This window comes from Pseudoalteromonas sp. ND6B, assembly GCF_000764215.1.
Classification (GTDB): domain Bacteria; phylum Pseudomonadota; class Gammaproteobacteria; order Enterobacterales; family Alteromonadaceae; genus Pseudoalteromonas; species Pseudoalteromonas tetraodonis.
Genome location: NZ_JQFL01000014.1, coordinates 65,655 through 82,500 on the forward strand (window position 1 = coordinate 65,655; position 16,846 = coordinate 82,500).

A 16,846-nucleotide genomic window follows, 5' to 3' on the forward strand; every position below is an offset into this window, starting at 1 on the left:
CACAGTATCAAGCTAATTTTATTATTTTATCTTCTCTATTATACTTTTCAATGAAAATACAATAGCTTGCAGCCTAACTTGTGCCCTATCTCCATCAAATACTTGCTCAAACGTCCAATGTTTACCGTTAATTTGTAGCCCAAACCACACAAGCCCTACCGGTTTGCCCTCAGTGGCACCACTGGGACCTGCAATTCCTGAAATAGCAATGCCAATATCAGCATTAGCCGCCTTACATGCACCTGCTGCCATCTCAATGACTGTTTGTTCGCTCACCGCGCCAAATTCCTCAAGGGTATCACGCTTCACATTGAGTAATTCATGCTTTGCGTTATTGCTATAAGTGACAAATGCGCGGTCAATATATGCAGAGCTTCCGGGGGTATCGGTAAGCGAATAACTCACTCCACCACCAGTACATGATTCAGCGGTAGTGATCCATAAGCGTTTATCCGTTAAAATAGCGCCTAATTGCGCAGCAAGTGTCTTAATCTCTTGATGTAATTCCATATTCAGCCTTTGGGTAAATACATGTCGTTTGATCTTTATGCACCGCACACTATAAAACAACAAACCCCTATGATGCAGCAGTATCTAAAAATAAAATCAGAGCATCGCGATATTTTATTGTTTTATCGGATGGGGGATTTTTACGAACTCTTTTTTGACGACGCAAAACGCGCCGCGCAGTTGCTTGATATTTCACAAACACACCGTGGCAAAGCCGGCGGCGATCCTATTCCTATGGCAGGCGTACCTTATCATGCGGTAGAAAACTACTTAGCCCGCTTAGTGCAAATGGGCGAGTCAGTGGCTATTTGTGAACAAGTGGGCGACCCTGCTACCAGTAAAGGCCCTGTTGAGCGCAAAGTAGTGCGTATTGTCACTCCGGGCACCATTTCTGACGAAGCCTTATTGCAAGAACGCCAAGACAACCTTTTAACCAGTGTTTGGCAAAATAAAAAAGGCCAATACGGTGTTGCTTACCTTGATATCAACTCAGGGCGCTTTAATGTTGTTGAAGTAAACACTGATGAAGCATTTAGCTCAACGCTACAACGCTTAGCGCCTGCTGAATTACTGTATAGCGAACACTTTGAAAACACTCACTTAATTGAACACATTAAAGGGGCAAGACGTCGCCCTGATTGGGAGTTTGACCTTGATACCGCGCAACACTTACTGTGCGAGCAGTTTGGGACCAAAGATTTAGTGGGGTTTGGCGTCGACAAAGCACATAGCGCCTTGGTGGCAGCAGGCTGTTTAATGCAGTACGTAAAAGATACCCAACGTATTGCATTACCGCACATCCGCGCAATCACTCTTGAGCATAACGAACACGCGGTTATTTTGGATGCGCCAACCCGTAAAAACCTTGAGTTAACGGTTAATTTATCCGGCGGCTTTGAAAACACCTTAGCCCAAGTGCTTGATAAAACAGCAACGGCGATGGGCTCGCGATTACTTAAACGCCGCATTCATACTCCTATTCGTAATAAAGATGAACTCAACTCACGACTTAATGCTATTACTGCCATTTTAGATGCACAATTATGTGGTGAACTGCATGACGCGCTCAAAGAGATTGGTGATATAGAACGTGTAATTGCTCGCTTGGCATTACATACCGCCCGCCCACGCGATTTAACACGGCTTCGCAGTGCGCTTCAAGCATTGGCGCCACTGCATAGCTTATTAAACGATGCAACTGATACGCGTATTTCGCATATAATTACGCATTCTAAAGAGCTTCCTGAGCTACAAGCATTACTTGAACGTGCTGTCATTGATAATCCGCCAGTGTTAATTCGTGATGGCGGTGTTATTGCGCCAGGGTATAACAGCGAACTCGATGAGTGGCGTAATTTAAGCCAAGGTGCCACCGATGTGCTTGAACAGCTAGAGCAGCGCGAACGTGAACGCACCGGTATTAGTACACTTAAAATTGGTTATAACCGAGTGCATGGCTTTTTTATTGAAGTGAGTCGCGCCAACTCGCACTTAGTGCCTGCAGATTACATTCGTCGTCAAACATTAAAAAATAACGAACGCTATATAATCCCAGAACTAAAAGAACACGAAGACAAAGTTCTCGGCAGTCAATCAAAAGCGCTGGCCCTTGAAAAACAATTATACGAACAGTTATTTGAATTTATAGCTCCGCATATTGAGCAGCTACAAATAATGGCCTCAGTAATTGCCGATCTAGATGTACTGAACAATTTAGCAGAGCGTGCTCAAACACTTAATTATGCCAAGCCTGAGCTTTGCGATAACGATAATATCAGCATTAAACAAGGCCGCCACCCTGTGGTAGAGCAGGTAATGAAAGACCCGTTTATTGCCAATCCTGTGGAGCTCAATAACCAGCGTAAAATGTTGATAATTACCGGCCCTAACATGGGCGGTAAATCAACTTACATGCGCCAAACTGCCCTTATTGTGCTTATGGCGCACATTGGCTGTTATGTCCCTGCCGATAGCGCTAAAATTGGTAATATTGATAGAATATTTACCCGTATTGGCGCTAGTGACGACTTAGCATCTGGGCGCTCTACCTTTATGGTTGAAATGACCGAAACCGCGGCTATTTTAAATAATGCCACCGCGCAATCATTGGTGCTTATGGATGAAATAGGCCGAGGAACCAGTACTTACGATGGTTTATCACTGGCGTACGCGACGGCTGATCACCTCGCTTCAAAAATAGCGGCTAAAACCCTGTTTGCAACCCATTACTTTGAACTTACAGAACTTGCAGAGCAAACGCCTGGGCTGGTTAATGTGCACCTAGATGCCATCGAACACAACGATACCATTGCCTTTATGCATACGGTATTAGATGGCGCAGCGAGTAAGAGCTTTGGTTTGCAAGTAGCGGCACTGGCCGGGGTGCCTAAAGCAGTTATTGCCCAAGCTAAACAAAAGCTAAGCTTGCTTGAAAACCATCAAAGTGTCACCACAGTCACTACAGAGCAACAGGTTTTACCGTTTGATAGTGAACCGCAAATAATTCAGCCTAGTGAGCTTGAGCAACAAATGAGCGCAATAGACCCTGATAACCTATCACCGCGTCAGGCGCATGAACTTCTTTATAAATTAAAAGCACTGCTTTAAACGCAAACAGCCCGGCTTAAAAAGCCGGGCTGTATTCATTTCTCTGTGTGTTTAGATTAGATTAAGCAAATTGTTCAAATAAGCTTTCGGTACTTAAGCCTTCTTGTTGCAAAATATCTTTTAAGCGGCGCAGCGCTTCAACCTGTATTTGGCGAACTCGCTCACGGGTTAAGCCTATTTCACGGCCAACATCTTCAAGGGTTGAGGGTTCATAGCCTAGTAAACCAAACCGACGTGCCAGTACTTCGCGTTGCTTAGGGTTTAATTCACCTAACCAGTCAATAATATGCGTATTCATATCGTTGTTTTGTACTTCACCTTCAGGGCCTACATTTTTTTCATCAGCTATCACATCTAATAATGCACTGTCATTCTCGCTACCAATGGGCATATCTACAGAGGCTATTTTTTCATTTAGGCGTAGCATTTTGGTGACGTCTTCGACCGGTCTGTCTAAGCTTTCTGCAATTTCTTCTGCGGTAGGCTCATGATCAAGCTTTTGCGTTAGCTCACGTGCTGTACGTAAATAAACGTTAAGCTCCTTAACTACATGAATAGGCAAACGAATCGTACGCGTTTGATTCATTATCGCCCGCTCAATGGTTTGACGTATCCACCATGTAGCATAAGTAGAAAATCGAAAACCACGTTCAGGATCAAACTTTTCAACCGCTCGGATCAGCCCTAGATTACCTTCTTCAATTAAATCGAGTAGAGCAAGCCCACGATTGTTATACCTGCGCGCAATTTTCACAACCAAGCGTAAGTTACTTTCAATCATGCGTTTACGGGAAGCTTCACAGCCTTTAAGCGATTTTCGTGCAAAAAAAACTTCTTCTTCGGCACTTAATAGAGGGGAAAAGCCAATTTCGCCTAGGTATAACTGAGTGGCGTCGAAGTTTTTAGTGACTTCTTCTTTAACAAATACGTCTTCATCTTCCACGTCATCAAGTAGTTGCGTTGGCTCTTCAACTTTTGAATCGTCAAACTTATCATCAGTGGGGGTTTTCTCAGCTTTTGCTACATCAGCCATAAGACTTCTCCTGAGCAAGCTATCAATAACTTTATGATTAAGGTCTGTAGTCGTTTTATTAGCTTTTGCTGTATTAGCCATGAGCCTTCTCCAGAACTGTCAATCAACACCTTTAGTTCAGGGTAGGTATTTAGCAGGGTTAACAGCTTTTCCTCGATAACGAATTTCAAAGCGAAGTGCCGTTACTGAAGACTCTGAATTACCAATTTCTGCTATTTTTTGTCCCGCCTTCACTATTTGCTTTTCTTTAACAAGTAACTTTGAGTTATGTGCATAAGCACTTAGGTAATCATCATTATGTTTCAATATAATTAAATTACCGTAACCTCTTAGTGCACTACCCGCGTAAACTACTGTTCCTTGAGCAGCGGCGAATACTGCCGTCCCCTTTTTATTAGCAATCTGTAGGCCTTTATAACCATTTTCCTTGTTAGAAAAGCGTTGGATTATTTTACCTTTAGCAGGCCAAAACCAACTCAACTTTTTAGTTGAAGAACCTTGAGGCTTGCTAATTTTTTGGTTAGCTTGTTTTTGAACATACCTACGTTTTTTCGGCTTATCAAGCTCTTTCTTTAATTTTCTGTTGCTTTTTTGTAAATGGGATGACTTTTTAACAGCTTTCTTTTTATACTTTTTTTGTGTAACCCTTGACCTACTTGGTTCTAAAAGGGATACAACCTGACCAGGAACAATAGTGTAAGGTGATGGAATTGAATTGTTTTTTGCAAGCTCTCTGAAATCTTTTCCGGCACTAAAAGCAATCGAGTAAAGTGTATCGCCTTTTTGTACTGTGTATTTTCCGCCGTTAATATTAATCCGTGAGGGATAGTCATTAATATTATTATTTAAACTGCTTACCGGAGCGGGAACATGGCGAGACGAGCATGCACAGAGCAAAACACTAATAAATAAAGCAACATAACAGCGTATTTGTTTATTCAATGTGTTTTTCCCTCTGTTTTAATATCATTATATTATGGCGATTATCGCAACAATAGGTACGCAACAGCGATTAAAGCAACCACTGCCCAGCCAAGTACTTCAATATATTGGCGTAATTTTTGTTCCATTTTAACTCCGCCCCATTTCATTAAAGCAGATACTAAAAAGAAACGCGCGCCACGCCCAATACCTGAGGCAATAATAAAAGGTAAAAACGCCATTTGTAATACCCCTGCACCAATAGTAAATACCTTATAAGGAATAGGCGAAAACCCGGCTAAAAATACCACCCATACGCCATAATCTTTAAACCATGTAAGTGCCGTATTAAATTTATCTTGCCATTGCATTTGTGCAATAAAAGGCTCTACAACAGGTTCAAATAACCAAAATCCTAGTAGATAACCTAGCACGCCACCAAGCACAGAAGCTACGGTAGCAAAGCTTGCAAATCGCCATGCTTTACTCGGTTGTGCCAGCGACATAGGCGCTAACATTACATCGGGTGGCACCGGAAAAAAAACCGATTCGGCAAAGCTCATCCCTGCTAAATAACGTTCTGCATGGCGATGCTTAGCCCACACTAAGGCCATATCATATAACTTGGTAAACAACTTCAAAATGAATTCCTATTCAATATCGCCAGGGACCAAAGGTACAAATCTTACTGGCGCAATTACATGCTCTGTAAAGCTATCGCCTTGGCGAATAACCATGGTTAATTTTTGTTCTGCCTCACCAATGGGGGCAAGTAATACGCCTCCATTTGCAAGTTGTGCGAGTAGTTCTGGAGGGATAATCGTTGCCGCAGCCGTCACAATAATGCCATTAAATGGCGCTTGCGATTGCCATCCTTGCCAACCATCACCGTGTTTCATAGTGACATTATATAAATCGAGCTGATGTAATCGACGCTTTGCTTGCCATTGCAAAGCTTTTATACGCTCAACCGAATACACCTTATCAAAGGTTTTAGCCAGTACCGCGGTTTGATAGCCGGATCCGGTACCAATTTCTAACACTTTACTTTTCACGCCAGCTAAACGCATCAATTCGGTCATGCGGGCAACAATGTAAGGCTGAGAAATAGTTTGTCCTTGCCCTATCGGTAGCGCCGTATTTTGATACGCTTGGTGCTTTAGTACATCATCAATAAAAATATGCCGAGGAATTTGCGCAATCGCCTTTAAAACCTCCTTATCTTCTACGCCCTCTCGTTGTAATAGGTCTGAAAGCGCTTGTGCACTGCGGGTATAATTAGCCAGCACGGTTGATCTCCAACTCGGCTAACCACTCTCCCACAGCTTTGATACTGTCTTTAGCGGTCATATCAACGCTCAATGGGGTGACTGATGCATAGCCATTATTTACAGCATAAAAATCAGTGCCTTCACCGGCATCGCTTTCTGTACCCAAAGAACCATACCAAAAAATATCGCGTCCCCATGGATCGGTTTGCTTGGTCATGGTTTCTGCTTTGTGACGAGCCCCTAAACGAGTTACCTGAACGCCTTTGAGCTCAGAGAGCGGAATATCAGGAACATTAATATTAATGATCTGATCTTTCGGCAGCGGATGTGAGGCAAGCCCTTTAATAATATTTACAGTAACGGCTGCCGCTGTTTCAAAATGCTCACCATGATGAGAGCACAAAGATACTGCAATTGCTGGTAAGCCCAGATGACGACCTTCGGTCGCCGCAGCAACTGTACCAGAGTAAAGTGTATCGTCGCCTAAATTACCGCCATGATTGATACCGGCAACAACCAAATCGGGTTTTTCATCCACTAATTGATTAACACCTAAGTGCACACAATCAGTGGGTGTACCGTTTACCGACATAAATCCGTTGTCGAGCGTTGTGGCACGCAGCGGATTCATTAGCGTTAGTGAATTACTAGCACCACTACAATTTCTATCTGGCGCAACCAGCGTTACCTCAGCAATTTGTGTTAATGCTTGGTATAAAACAGCAATACCTTTGGCATTAACACCATCATCATTACTTAATAGAATCTTCATCTGCGTTATCCTTTTCTTTTCGCTCGCGAGGACTGGCGTCAGTATAATCAACCAGTTCGCGCAGTAAAGCCGTTGCAAAGCAGCCTTTGGGTAAACCAAAGCTGAGTTTTAATGTGCGTTCATCAAGTGTTTCTATGCTTAGATCTTGAGGGATTAAACGCAGCATTCTACGCTCGTTTTTAAGCCCTAACTCACCTAAGCCATCACACCATACTTGATACGGTGCCAACCATGTTTTTTCTTGTTCGGTTAAGCCTTTTTCACTTTTGCCCACCATGGGCGCCGACATCATAATGTCGCCAGAGGCAAGCCGTGCAATATTTTCATCACTTATCGCATCTTCAAAAAATGCATTACTGCCACTGAGCATAAATACTTCGCGGTGCATGGTTTTAGCAAGGCCATGCTCAGCCACGCGTAAACTAACAATTTGATTAAACACATGTGAACGCGCAGCAGAAATAATAATGCCTCGCAGCTTTTTATCGCGAATACGCTCACCGGCAAACATCTTTTCGGCCATCACTAGGTTGTGTCCATCACGACCAAAGCGCTGTTCACCAAAATAGTTAGGCACACCAGCACGCACTGCGTTTATACGGCACAAAATATCAAGCGGCTCGGTTACATTGCGCAAGGTAATAGTAAATCTATTTCCTTTATGGCAACCGGTGCGCAATTTTCGCTCATGGCGCTGCTGTGATACCACAAACACGCTTTCACTGTTCAGCTCTGTAAAATCAATATGCTTTTTAATCGGTACTTTTACGCTAAACCACTGCGAGCATACTCCATGGCGGTCTTTCATACCGGCATAGCTTACATCACGTGGCGATACACCCGCTTTTTGTGCAATCAGCTTGGCAACATATTGGGTGTTTTCACCCTTTTTAACCACTTGCAAACACACGTGTTCACCACTGCCGGTAAACTCTATACCGAGCTCCTCATCAACCATAAAGTCTTCTGCGGTGGTTTTAAAGTCGGCTTTGGAAAGCGGCGCGCCATATAAATAATTTAATTCGCTCATGCGTTTTGTTTACTCATAATGACCACAGCATGGCTTGAAATTCCTTCTTTACGCCCCTCAAAACCGAGTTTTTCGGTAGTGGTAGCTTTTACATTTACCTGTGAAAGCTCGGCATTTAAATCACTGGCAAGATTGGTTCGCATGGTTTGGATGTGCGGCAGCATTTTTGGTGCTTGTGCCACAATAGTTACATCCGCATTGCCCAATACATAACCTTGTTGCTTGGCTAGGTTCACTACATGGCGAAGTAAAATACGGCTATCAATATTTTCATATTCACTGGACGTATCCGGAAAATGCTTACCAATATCGCCCAGCGCTAATGATCCTAAAATAGCGTCACATAAGGCATGAATAGCTACATCACCATCTGAGTGTGCTAAAAAGCCTTGCGGGTAATCAATTTTTTCGCCGCAGATAGTTAAAGGCCCTTGGCCTCCAAATTTATGCACGTCAAAACCATGCCCTATTCGTATCATGTTGCACTCTCATTATTTTGTTTTTGCAGTAAAAAGCCAGCTAAATCTAAATCTTCTGGGGTGGTAATTTTAATATTATCACTACGCCCTGCTACCAGCTTTACCGGCTTATTTGCCCACTCCATTGCACTGGCTTCATCAGTAATGGTTGCACCGCTGTTAAGCGCACTTTGCAATGCCGTTTTAAGCTCGTCGTATTTAAACAGTTGCGGGGTAAGCGCTTGCCATAAATCATCACGAGGCACAGTTTGCTGCGCATGGCTTTGCCCTCGTTTTATAGTGTCTTTTACTTTGCTGGCTAAAATGCCGCCTTCATCAGCCTGCATGCACTGTGCGATTAAGCGCTCTATATCAGCAATATCGACTAAAGGTCTTGCAGCGTCATGCACCAAAACCCAAGCAGGTGGGTTGGCAGCTAAAAACAATAAACTGTTTAATACTGAATCTGCACGCTCTTTACCGCCAATAGCACGCACAATGCGAGGATCAGCTAGCGTAAGGTCGTCAAAGTAGGGGTCGGTTTCGCTCAGGGCCACCACTATAGAGTTTAACTGCTGTAACTGCGATAACTTAGCGAGCGTATGCTCTAGAATGGTTTTCCCTGCTAAGGAAATATATTGCTTTGGTGTTGTGTGTTGCATTCGACTGCCAACACCTGCGGCAGGAACAATAGCTGCAATAGTAAATTTATTTGTCATGGTGTTGAGCCGGTAAAACACGAATAAAGGTTTCGTCCGGTTTAATCATTCCTAATTCGTTGCGGGCACGCTCTTCAATGCCTTCGTGGCCGAGCTTTAAATCTTCTATATCCGCTTTTAATACTTTATTACGCTTTATTAGTTTTTCGTTAGTTTGTTGATGCGATGCCACCGCATTTTTTAAACGGGTGTAGTCTTGCACCCCGTTATGACCAAACCAAAGGCGGTACTGGATAAAAAGTGCTAAGCACAACAAGCCAAATTGAAAAAATCGCATTAAACACTCCTTATTTTAATTTTGAATTGTAAGCTTTACGCCAATGGCCGCTTAACATTGCGCCAATTAATATTGGCAGCTAGTAACATTTCCCGTAACGATAATACCCGTGGCGTACTGCGCTTTGAAAACTGCCACTGGTGGCCACAACACGCCGCAGCAAGCGTTGCTTTGTTGGGTTTGAGTAATTGCGCACTTTGCTGCTCAAGCCCTTGACCTAAAAAATCAAACCAGCCAAGCTCATTGCAATGAACCTGTGTTTTAGTTACTTGATCAATGCTGTCTATTCTAACCCGAATTTGGCCGTGATTTTGTAATAATACAGGAATAATCAGCCCAACTTTGGCATAGACTTGATAAAAAAGTTCATTCGCTGAAGAATTAACTTCTGGCGGAGTTGGTTTTTGCTTTTCAAGCCACCCACCATTTTGCGCATCGAGCGTAAAAGGCGATGTTGCATTAGCCACCCGTGTTGCGGCACGTTCAATGTAATAAGGCAGGCTTTTTAATTGCCTGCGTAAACGATCACCATTAGGTTCAGCCACTAAGCGCTGCACCTCACGCTGATAAAAGGCATTACATAATTGTGCATAAAGCACTTTTTGTGCATCAGTTTGCCACATTTCAACTTGTTGGTTTGTGTCAAACTGCTTATTTTTACTGACCAATCGCTACACTCAAAAACACCTTAATAGATGTTTTATAACACAGTAATACACAGTTTTTAAGCACCGATTGTTAGGGCTTTTCGCCTAATTTCGCAATGCCTGATTCTAAAAATTGCACAACCGTATTACGTTTTTTTCCAATTAATAAACTGCCATCGGCTAAAAACATAAAGTTTTGCCAGTTGCGTTTAAACACATCAAAGCTCGTTTCAATAATATTATCGCGCGCCATACAAAAATAAACGGTGGTGTTAGCCTGCCAGTCTAGGTGGTTTAAAATAGCGTCAGGAAATTGGGGATCTTCGCTTTCCCATGCGTCTTCCCAATTTACTTCTTGGCTAAAGTTTTGCTCTTGCGCGCACCAATCGGTTTTATCAAAAAAGTCAGGATGATCATGTTCACGACTCACCATGGTTGTCCATAGCACTGCAGCACGTTCGCTGGTCATCGGTTTAATATTAGCTGCATCAATATCTGAAACCGGAATATCTTTGTGGCGAAATACCCAGGCTTTTTTGTAATCATCAAGAGAAATATAATTCATAGTATTGGCGTATTCTTTGGCATAATAAAAAGCGAAGGCAAATTATACAAGATAACAGACTATGACTACAGCACTAAAACTGGGTTTATATCAACACTACAAAGGCCCACAATATAAAGTTATGCATGTGGCGACCCACAGCGAAACCAACGAGCAGTTGGTTATTTACCAAGCCTTATACGGTGAATACGGCATATGGGCACGCCCACTAAGTATGTTTACTGAAACCGTAGAAAAAGACGGTAAAACTATCGCCCGTTTTGCCTACCTTGGTGAAGCCGATTAACTATGGCATTATAACGCATAATAATTACTGCTCAGACCAGAGGATGACCCGTGCAATTTAATTCAACCGACAACTACATCGCAAGCTCAGCATTAAAACAGGCAGTAAACGCCGCTATTATGCTGCAAAAACCGCTTTTAATTAAAGGCGAGCCGGGCACAGGTAAAACCATGTTGGCTGAAGAGCTGGCAAAAAGTTTAGATACCGAGTTGATTCAGTGGCATATAAAATCAACCACTAAAGCGCAGCAAGGTTTGTACGAGTACGATGCAGTATCGCGTTTACGCGACAGCCAGCTAGGTGATGAGCGCGTTCATAATATTAGTAACTACATAGTTAAAGGTAAGCTGTGGCAAGCCTTCATGTACGCTGAACTAAACGGAAAACGCCCAGTACTGCTTATTGACGAAATAGACAAAGCCGATATTGAGTTTCCAAACGATTTACTACTCGAACTCGATAAAATGGAATTTCATGTATACGAAACCGGTGAGCGTATTGTGGCTAAAGAGCGCCCTATTGTGATCATCACATCAAACAATGAAAAAGAGCTGCCTGATGCGTTTTTACGTCGCTGTTTTTTCCATTATATTGATTTTCCAAATAGCGACGAAATGCAGCAAATTATTGATGTGCACTACCCGCATGTTAAACAAGATTTAGTTCGCCAAGCACTTGAAGTATTTTTTAACTTACGCGAAGCCAACGGCCTTAAAAAGAAGCCATCCACCAGCGAGTTACTGGATTGGTTAAAACTATTAATGGCTGAAGATATAGACGCAAAAACCTTGCACGACAAAGCGCAAAAAGGCGGCTTAATGCCGATGTTCGGCGCACTACTTAAAAACGAGCAAGACATAAGCCTAATCGAAAAGCTCGCGTTTATGAGCCGTCGCTAACATGTTGGTACAGTTTTTTTTCACGCTACGTAAATACCGCTTGCCTGTGAGCCTGCGCGAACTACTCGATTTAATTAACGCTTTAAAACAAGGCGTTATATTTGCTGATGTAGACGCGTTTTATCATTTAGCGCGCACTATTATGGTAAAGGACGAAACCCATTTTGACCGGTTCGATAAAGCCTTTAGCGATTACTTTAGCGGTATTGCCGACTTAGACCTGCTCGAAAGCTTAAAACAACAACACAACTTACCTGAAGATTGGTTGCGTAAAGAGTTTGAAAAGCATCTAAGTGATGAAGAAAAAGCCCAACTAAAAGCCATGGGCGGGCTCGACGAGCTAATGAAAACCCTAAAAGAGCGTTTAGAAGAACAGCAAAAACGCCACGCAGGCGGCAATAAATGGGTCGGCACTGGCGGTACCTCGCCTTTTGGTGCGTATGGTTATAACCCTGAGGGTGTGCGTATTGGTCAAGACGGCAACCGCAATCGCCAAGCGGTAAAAGTGTGGGATAAGCGCGAATACCGTAACCTAGATTCTGACCGCGAAATTGGCTCTCGTACCATAAAGCTGGCACTTAAAAAACTACGCAAATTTGCTCGTACTGGCGCAAGCGACACCCTTGATTTAAACGAGACTATTCGCGCGACCGCCAAGCAAGGCGGCATGCTGGATGTAAAAATGGCCCCCGAGCGCCACAACGCGGTAAAAGTATTGATGCTGTTTGATATTGGCGGTTCAATGGATGACTACATTCATACCTGCGAAGAATTATTTAGCGCCGCCCACAGCGAATTTAAACACCTTGAGTTTTACTACTTTCATAACTGTTTATACGAACACGTGTGGCAAGATAACCAACGCCGCCACTCAAACGTTATTGACACCATGACGCTGATCAACAAATTTACCAGCGACTACAAAGTTATATTTGTTGGTGATGCCACTATGGGCCCGTATGAAATTGCCTATCCTGGCGGCTCAGTAGAACATTGGAATGAAGAACCCGGCAGTGCATGGTTGAACCGAATCACAAATCACTTTGATAAAGTCGCGTGGCTCAACCCACAACCGGTTGAACACTGGCCGTACTATCAATCAATTGATTTTATAAAGCAGCTAATGAACAACCGCATGTACCCGCTGAGCTTGGATGGGATAAGTAGCGCTATAAAAGAGCTGAGTTAAATATTAATTTACGACAGCTCAGCGCTAGCAGCAGAGCTTCGGGCGTGAACCCATAACTTTGTTGGGTGGCGCCTTCGGCTTAACCAACCTACCTTTTGACGTAGGTCGGATAAGTGGCGAAGCCGCGCCATCCGACAAAATGATCGATGTACCAGAAACAATTCGATGCACCACGTTAATGAATAACCGCATGTACCCACTTAGTTTAAATGAGATAAGTAAAGCGATAAAAAACTTAGTTAATGCATTTTAAGTAGCTCATACACCATATTTTTGATGGTATTCACTGAGCATGAATTCTAATTGCTTCTCGAAGACTTCAATGGATGGTGTTTTTCCACTTAACCGCTGCTGCTTTAGCCATTCAAGTAATTCAATCCTTACTAAATAACCGTCTTCAATACAGTAACCTGGATCTGAAAGCCAAATTTTTGGAGCTCCTAGAGAAGCTCCTGAATACCAGTGACAAATGGAATAGCCTTCACTTTCAAGTTTATCACTAAGTTGCCAGCTGTAAATCCACCAGGTAATCAGAAATAGAGGGAAGCATCCTATAATAACAAATAGTCCCCTTCGCATCGATTTCTCTGATATATCACCTTGCATTCTTTGATAAATACCGTAGATGAGTACAAAAAAAGTGGGCATCATAACTATCAAAGGAATTACTACAGGTTTAATTTTTAACGAAATTACATTTTCAGCAATAAGACTTAATGTGCTAATTTCTAATTTAAAACTGTAGGCATAGAGAGTAATGATTAAACATAAAACGCCTATAGAAAGCCACCCTTTTTTAGGGTTGGCAGGTGGGAGTTGATTAGCCGAGCTTGCCATTTTAGTACCGTCTTCCTGAGTAAGGAATACCAAATAAGCGGTGTATAAACTCAATTGGATTGTTATCGTACATTCACTCAGCCCTATCTAACCCATATTTTAACTAATTAGGATAAACATCATAATTTTTGACCGTCTTATCTTCGCTCGCTGAAGCCTATCGCGGTCTACAACAATCGACATTTATGCAGAGGTTGTTTGATTTGTACCTTTCACCTCGAACCTCGAATATAAAATTACATCAACCTCCAAACCACAAACGCCATAGCAAAACCAACCAAGTACACCAAGCCTAACCAGGTTAAGCCACGCAAAAGTAGACTGTGTTTAATCGCGGGCTCTGAGCGCACTAGGCTGAAGTTAAGCCATGCAAAAACAGGGGTGGTTACAAAAGCAAGTGTCATTGCAAAGGTAAGCATAGGGCCAAGGGCTGATTTAAAAAATAAAATAACCGCCATACCGGCCAATGCTTGCAGTATAAGCCACGTATTTAAGCTGTGTTTAGATTGCTTAAAACCAAGTAATTTGTGTGATTCGTTAAGTGTGCGGGCGTAACCGTCAAGTACGGTGAGTGTGGTGCCAAACATACATAAAAACGCGATGGCTGATACCAAAGGCCTTGCCCACTCGCCTATTGTTGATGCGTACATATCAATCAGCTGTTTAGCAAACGCCACGCCGCCTAGCTCTATATTTGTACTCTGCCCGTATTGCACTAACGCGCCTAAACTAAAAAATACCAGCGCAAGCCCGGCGGTTAACCAATAACCTAGATTAAAATCGAATAAGCCTTGGTTTTTAGTCACACTTTGCTGAGTTTGTTTTTCCTTAAGCCATAAAGAACTCAGTGCCGATATTTCAATAGGCGCTGGCATCCAGCCCATTAAGGCAACCAGAAAGCCCAACATGGCAAGTTCATACGGTGAGGGGCCAACGTAGTTTACAGGCGCTACTGGGCCGTTATTTATAGCAATAACCAATGCAGTGATGGTTGCTATAGTAAGTAGCCCCATAATAGCTTTTGCTACGTTATCGAGTGCTTTAAAATGCCCCAGTAATAATATAATTAAACACACGGCCAATATTACCCAACACAATAAGGTAACAGGAATGCTAATAGGTAATGCGTAGTGTAATAAGCTCGCCGTAAGCAACAATACACCTGCGGTATTTACCACAGCGGCAATAATATTGAGGGCAATAAAGCTGTAAAAATAGCCAGGGCCTTGGTTTTTATACCCTTCTACTAAACTGTTTTTGGTGGCGAGTGTGTATTCCATACCAAAACGAAAAAACGGGTACTTTAAAACGTTAACCACCACAATAAGACAAAATAGCTGCCAGCCAAACAATGCGCCTGCTTGAGTAGAGGCCACCAAGTGTGAGCCACCAATGGCAGCGGTTGCCATTAAAATACCTGGGCCGAGCGCCCCTAACCGAGACTTCCATGTGTTTTGTGTGTACTGCATTAACTTCTCAAATTTGGTGTGTTATGTGCTTTTATTATTAATTTTTATCATTAATAAACTGTGTGAATGCATAACTTACCTAATTTACAGGCAATAAAAAAGAGCCCTTAGGCTCTTTTTAAAATAACACGCTGTTAGTTATTAATTTAAATCCATCTCTTGGATGATTTCATGTGCTATTTCTGGTGTGGTACTTACAGGCTTTTCATGTAAATTTGCTTTTATTTGCCCTTTACGATGCTTTAATGCGGCATCGAGTTTTTTAGCTGCGCTGGAAATAGCAGGATACATAACTTCGTTTTCCCCTTTTACCGATATACGCGCACCTTCATAATTTGTGCTAATTTCTGCTTGGAACTTATGATGCTCTTTTGAAAGAATAATATCTAGAGATATCAATGATGGAAAATGGCTCGCGACTTTTGAGAACTTTTCGTTAATGTGTTCTTTAATAGAATCAGTAACGTCAACATGGTGACCAGAAAGATTAATTTTCATAGGGTATCCTTTTATTTGTTACCTCATAGTTAGTATTGGGGGCTAAACGAATTAACACAAGAGAAAAAATGAAAATTACGCAATTATTTATTACCCCACCTGATTTAGATCATTCATTTAGCATTAAGTATGGAAAAAGCCGCGTGATAGCGGCCTTTCAGAGGTGCTGGTAATTTAACCATTCATGTAATTAATCTGTGTATGAACAGCAATAATCAGCAAAATCACTTACTTTTACATGGAAGCTGACATTAGCATCAACATTAAATGACTCACCCGCATTAAATGTTTTCCACTCGCTTTCACCTGGTAATAACACATCCCACTGCCCTGCTAACAACTCCATACACTCTTTTTGGTTAGTATTAAACTCAAATTCACCGGGTTGCATAAAACCCAAGGTTTTCGCTTCACCATTTCCTAAAAGCACAGTTCGGCTTGATACTTTGCCATCAAAATATACATTGGCTTTTTTAACCACACTAACGTTATCGAACTTTGGCATGTTAACTCCTGTTGTTAATTTATAATTTTGTTACCCCCACAGTGCCTGATACATATAAACCTTGCAAGTTAAGTGCTGTGAAAATTACTCATCTAAAATCCAAAAGGTTAAAAAAGAACGACTTTATAGAGAGATATGCTTCGAGCAACGGGCTACGAGTTTCGAACAGTACTTTTAGTGATTTATGGACAAAGAGAACTAAAAGACGCTGCGCTTTAGAGAAGTGATCAAACAACTATTTTTTATAATTTGGGTTTTGTATTGCCTCTTTTCTTCTCATTCGCTTCTCTTTGTTCAAATTAATTTTTAATGATTTGTGCACAAAGAGGGCGATGAGGCACTACGCTTTAGAG

The 16,846-nt window shown here is 42.2% G+C and carries 20 protein-coding genes; 4 read left to right on the forward strand and 16 right to left on the reverse strand.

Annotated features, from left to right (window positions below):
- Positions 1-21: 21 nt before the first annotated feature.
- Positions 22-510: a CinA family protein gene (locus ND6B_RS14900; protein ID WP_033102814.1), complete on the reverse strand. Its 489-nt coding sequence runs from the start codon at positions 508-510 to the stop codon at positions 22-24.
- A 21-nt stretch (positions 511-531) separates the two neighbouring features.
- On the opposite strand from ND6B_RS14900, the gene mutS reads away from it, so the two are divergent.
- On the forward strand, positions 532-3,117 hold the full coding sequence (gene mutS / locus ND6B_RS14895) for a DNA mismatch repair protein MutS (protein ID WP_033102815.1): 2,586 nt from the start codon (positions 532-534) through the stop codon (positions 3,115-3,117).
- 61 nt (positions 3,118-3,178) lie between these two features.
- Here the strand turns inward: mutS and rpoS are convergent, their stop codons facing one another.
- The 11 genes from rpoS to ND6B_RS14840 form a co-directional block, all read right to left on the reverse strand.
- Positions 3,179-4,150 carry an RNA polymerase sigma factor RpoS gene (rpoS, locus tag ND6B_RS14890; protein ID WP_033102888.1) on the reverse strand — a complete coding sequence of 324 codons (972 nt, stop codon included), beginning with the start codon at positions 4,148-4,150 and terminating at the stop codon, positions 3,179-3,181.
- Between the two features lie 117 nt (positions 4,151-4,267).
- Positions 4,268-5,092 carry a peptidoglycan DD-metalloendopeptidase family protein gene (locus tag ND6B_RS14885; RefSeq protein ID WP_033102816.1) on the reverse strand — a complete coding sequence of 275 codons (825 nt, stop codon included), beginning with the start codon at positions 5,090-5,092 and terminating at the stop codon, positions 4,268-4,270.
- 41 nt (positions 5,093-5,133) lie between these two features.
- On the reverse strand, positions 5,134-5,712 hold the full coding sequence (locus tag ND6B_RS14880; protein ID WP_033102817.1) for a YqaA family protein: 579 nt from the start codon (positions 5,710-5,712) through the stop codon (positions 5,134-5,136).
- A 9-nt stretch (positions 5,713-5,721) separates the two neighbouring features.
- On the reverse strand, positions 5,722-6,360 hold the full coding sequence (locus ND6B_RS14875; protein ID WP_033102818.1) for a protein-L-isoaspartate(D-aspartate) O-methyltransferase: 639 nt from the start codon (positions 6,358-6,360) through the stop codon (positions 5,722-5,724).
- Positions 6,350-7,114: a 5'/3'-nucleotidase SurE gene (gene surE, locus ND6B_RS14870; protein WP_033102819.1), complete on the reverse strand. Its 765-nt coding sequence runs from the start codon at positions 7,112-7,114 to the stop codon at positions 6,350-6,352. Before surE ends, ND6B_RS14875 begins: the two co-directional genes overlap by 11 nt.
- The gene (gene truD, locus ND6B_RS14865; RefSeq protein ID WP_033102820.1) at positions 7,095-8,144 is read right to left on the reverse strand and encodes a tRNA pseudouridine(13) synthase TruD; all 1,050 of its coding nucleotides are present in this window, start codon (positions 8,142-8,144) and stop codon (positions 7,095-7,097) included. The genes surE and truD overlap by 20 nt, the downstream gene beginning before the upstream one ends.
- The gene (gene ispF, locus ND6B_RS14860) at positions 8,141-8,623 is read right to left on the reverse strand and encodes a 2-C-methyl-D-erythritol 2,4-cyclodiphosphate synthase (protein WP_033102821.1); all 483 of its coding nucleotides are present in this window, start codon (positions 8,621-8,623) and stop codon (positions 8,141-8,143) included. The genes truD and ispF overlap by 4 nt, the downstream gene beginning before the upstream one ends.
- A complete protein-coding gene (gene ispD, locus ND6B_RS14855; RefSeq protein ID WP_033102822.1) occupies positions 8,620-9,321 on the reverse strand; it encodes a 2-C-methyl-D-erythritol 4-phosphate cytidylyltransferase in 702 nt (233 codons plus the stop codon). Before ispD ends, ispF begins: the two co-directional genes overlap by 4 nt.
- Positions 9,311-9,598, reverse strand: coding sequence for a cell division protein FtsB (gene ftsB / locus ND6B_RS14850; protein WP_008110330.1), 288 nt, complete (start codon positions 9,596-9,598; stop codon positions 9,311-9,313). The genes ispD and ftsB overlap by 11 nt, the downstream gene beginning before the upstream one ends.
- Before the next feature lie 35 nt (positions 9,599-9,633).
- Complete coding sequence (locus ND6B_RS14845) at positions 9,634-10,266, reverse strand: hypothetical protein (RefSeq protein ID WP_016899656.1); 633 nt, start codon at positions 10,264-10,266, stop codon at positions 9,634-9,636.
- A 70-nt stretch (positions 10,267-10,336) separates the two neighbouring features.
- Positions 10,337-10,810 (reverse strand): DUF2947 domain-containing protein, encoded by a 474-nt coding sequence (locus ND6B_RS14840; RefSeq protein ID WP_013465675.1) that lies wholly within the window; start codon positions 10,808-10,810, stop codon positions 10,337-10,339.
- A 61-nt stretch (positions 10,811-10,871) separates the two neighbouring features.
- On the opposite strand from ND6B_RS14840, the gene ND6B_RS14835 reads away from it, so the two are divergent.
- The 3 genes from ND6B_RS14835 to ND6B_RS14825 are packed head-to-tail and all read left to right on the forward strand — an operon-like array spanning position 10,872 to position 13,184.
- On the forward strand, positions 10,872-11,096 hold the full coding sequence (locus tag ND6B_RS14835) for a DUF1653 domain-containing protein (protein ID WP_008110327.1): 225 nt from the start codon (positions 10,872-10,874) through the stop codon (positions 11,094-11,096).
- Positions 11,097-11,146: 50 nt separating this feature from the next.
- Positions 11,147-11,995: an AAA family ATPase gene (locus tag ND6B_RS14830; RefSeq protein ID WP_008464234.1), complete on the forward strand. Its 849-nt coding sequence runs from the start codon at positions 11,147-11,149 to the stop codon at positions 11,993-11,995.
- Between the two features lies 1 nt (position 11,996).
- A complete protein-coding gene (locus ND6B_RS14825; protein WP_033102823.1) occupies positions 11,997-13,184 on the forward strand; it encodes a vWA domain-containing protein in 1,188 nt (395 codons plus the stop codon).
- A gap of 258 nt (positions 13,185-13,442) precedes the next feature.
- Here ND6B_RS14825 and ND6B_RS14820 read toward each other — a convergent pair whose 3' ends face one another.
- The 4 genes from ND6B_RS14820 to ppnP all read right to left on the reverse strand — a co-directional run bounded on the left by ND6B_RS14820 (position 13,443) and on the right by ppnP (position 16,493).
- Complete coding sequence (locus ND6B_RS14820; protein WP_033102825.1) at positions 13,443-14,021, reverse strand: hypothetical protein; 579 nt, start codon at positions 14,019-14,021, stop codon at positions 13,443-13,445.
- A gap of 236 nt (positions 14,022-14,257) precedes the next feature.
- Entirely contained in the window at positions 14,258-15,490 is a 1,233-nt protein-coding gene (locus tag ND6B_RS14815) for an NRAMP family divalent metal transporter (RefSeq protein ID WP_033102826.1), read from the reverse strand.
- Positions 15,491-15,631: 141 nt separating this feature from the next.
- Positions 15,632-15,988, reverse strand: coding sequence for a ribosome hibernation-promoting factor, HPF/YfiA family (gene hpf, locus ND6B_RS14810; RefSeq protein ID WP_013465684.1), 357 nt, complete (start codon positions 15,986-15,988; stop codon positions 15,632-15,634).
- Positions 15,989-16,178: 190 nt separating this feature from the next.
- Positions 16,179-16,493, reverse strand: a complete 315-nt coding sequence (gene ppnP / locus ND6B_RS14805) for a pyrimidine/purine nucleoside phosphorylase (RefSeq protein WP_010387728.1) — start codon at positions 16,491-16,493, stop codon at positions 16,179-16,181.
- Positions 16,494-16,846 lie beyond the last annotated feature (353 nt).